The organism is Paracoccus sp. (in: a-proteobacteria), from assembly GCF_030536915.1.
Lineage (GTDB): Bacteria > Pseudomonadota > Alphaproteobacteria > Rhodobacterales > Rhodobacteraceae > Paracoccus.
Genome location: NZ_JAUNPC010000183.1, coordinates 1 through 2,299 on the forward strand (window position 1 = coordinate 1; position 2,299 = coordinate 2,299).

The window sequence follows — 2,299 nt, forward strand, 5'->3', positions numbered from 1 at the left end:
CGTATCATGACGGCCGACAAGCTGCGCTACGCCCGGCACCTCATGGCCGATCGCAGACGGTCGATCGCGTCGATCTGCGCTGAGTTGGGCGGGATCAGGCCCTCAACCCTTTATTACTACCTTCATGCCGATGGCTCGTTGAAACGAGCCGGCCGAGACCTGCTTGGTGATGAAATGGCCGACGAGGGTCTTGGCGGAGACGCCGCAAAGGACGCTTGACCCGCTACCCGCGATTAGACAACGCGGGCGTAGCCGATCAGCATGGCGGGGCCGGCCGCCGGGCACCGCCCGCAGGCCCGGTCGGGGGTTTTGGTCCCGGTCCTGTCCTGCGCGCGGCTGCTGTCATGACTGCATGGGGACCTTGGGCAAGGGATGATCGGCGGGGATATGGCACATCCGCGGCGGTTCCGGGAAGTGCGGGGGGATGCCCGGCCCGGTGATGGAGGCGCAGAACGACGGGCGCCTGCTTGAGAGGCGGTTGAGGCAGGGGGGCCGGAACTGCCTGCCGCGGGACGAGATGATGTCTCTTTCCTGCAAACGGCGGGCCGCAAGCGTTCTTGCAAATCCATAATGTATGAGGAAACGGCCGTTTGCAGACGTCTTCAAGGCGGATCGGTTGCCGCACCCAGCCGCGGCGCGGTGGCGGCGATCACGGCAGGGCAGGGGGTTTCGCGTGATCTTTCCGGCGGGCGGGCATCCGTCGGGCGACGGGACCTGCCGTCGCCGGGGCCGGTCGCGGCGGGCCGGGCGGCGAAAACGCCCTGCAAGTTGAGATGACCCGTGATATGAAAAACCGGATGTCCAGGACATTCAAGATTCCAGATGGATAGCGCCGCGCTCATCCTCGGGGCCGAGACCCTTGCCGGGCGGCTCGAAGGCATCCTTCTGGCCGACCCCGCGCTGGCCCGGCTGTGGCGCACCGAGGCGAGCCTGCTTGAAGCCGCAGCCTCTGCCGGGCTGGAAGGGGAACGGATCACGGTGCCGGGGATGGTGCTGCGCCTGACCGGCGCGGTGGCCGTCGCCGAGGACGCGCGGGCGACGGGGATGGCGCTGAAGATCCTGTCGGTCGCCCGGCGGCCGGGCGATCCCTTTGCCGCGCCGGTCGGGACGCTTCGCCGGATCGAGGCCGCGGCTGCCCCCCTTGGCCGGGCCGCGGACCGGCTGGAGGATGCCGAACTGGCGCTTGTGGCCGAGGCGGGGCGACCTTGGGCGCAGGTGCCGATCCTCGCGGGCTGGCGGGCGGCGGCGGATTACGCGCTGCGCTCGCGCCGGGAAAGCCCGGTGGCCGAGCGGCTGGTCTTCATGGCCGTCGAGGGCGCCGCGCGCCACCTGCGCGGGCTGTCGCCGCACGCGCCCGGCCCCCAGCCCGAGGATGCCGGGGCGCGGGCGCTGCTGATGCCCGCCGAAGGGGCTTGGGTCCTTGCGCCCTCGGTCGCGCTGACCCGCAACGGCTTTCGCGCCTGGTCGCCGCTTTCGGGCCTGCCCGCCTTTCTCGGGGCCGCGTCCCGCAGCCTGTCCCATGACCTCGGCCATCTGGGCGGCCTGCGCCACGAACTGGCGCGGCTGCAGTCCATGGCCGCCGCGGCGCGTGGCCGCTCGCGGCTGGCCGACCTCGTGGAGCTTGTGAAGCTGCAGCCCGTCGTCACCTCGGCCATGGTCATGGACCGCCTGGGCGTGACCCGGCGGACGGCGCTGTCCCTGATCGGCGAACTTGCCGGGGCCGGCTGCCTCGTGAACCTGACGGCCCGGCGCGCGGCGCGCTTCTGGGCGCTGCCGTCGCTTGCCGCGCGCATGGCGCCCGCAGGGGCCGCCCGCAGGCCGCGGGGGACGGCCCGGCGGCCGGGGGAAAGCGGGGCGCATCCGTCCCGGCTGCGCGAAGGGTTCGACGAGGACCGGCTTGGCCGCGTCATGGCGGAACTGGATGCCGCCATGACGGGGATCGACAGGCTGCTGAAGGGCAGGGCCTAGCGGCAGGGGCGCCTGCCCGCCCGCCCGGAAAGGGGGCGGGTGTTTCCGGCAGGGCCACGGGCGGACCGGGCATCCGTCCGCGACGGCACGCTTCCCCGCGTTCCTTGGGGACAGCTTCGGCTTGCCGCCGCCGGGCCGTTCGGGCGGTCCCCGGACAGATGCCCGCTTGCCCGCGTCCGGGGCGCAAGGGCATGGGTCAGGACGACGCGGCAGGCGATCCTGAAAGGATCATGCTTCCCCGGCCCTCAGTCCCTGTCGGCGGTGATTTCCTGGATCGCGGTGAAGCCCTCGAAGCGGGGCGAGCCGCTGTGCAGCTTGCGGGTCTCGCCCG

At 72.1% G+C, this 2,299-nt stretch carries 1 protein-coding gene and 1 pseudogene; both read left to right on the plus strand.

The annotated features are described in order from the left end of the window. Positions 1 to 219, plus strand: a pseudogene (locus Q4F04_RS15495) (hypothetical protein); the annotation flags it as partial. Between the two features lie 603 nt (positions 220 to 822). Further along, positions 823 to 1,968, plus strand: coding sequence for a helix-turn-helix domain-containing protein (locus tag Q4F04_RS15500; protein WP_303370686.1), 1,146 nt, complete (start codon positions 823 to 825; stop codon positions 1,966 to 1,968). The last annotated feature ends 331 nt before the right edge of the window (positions 1,969 to 2,299 follow it).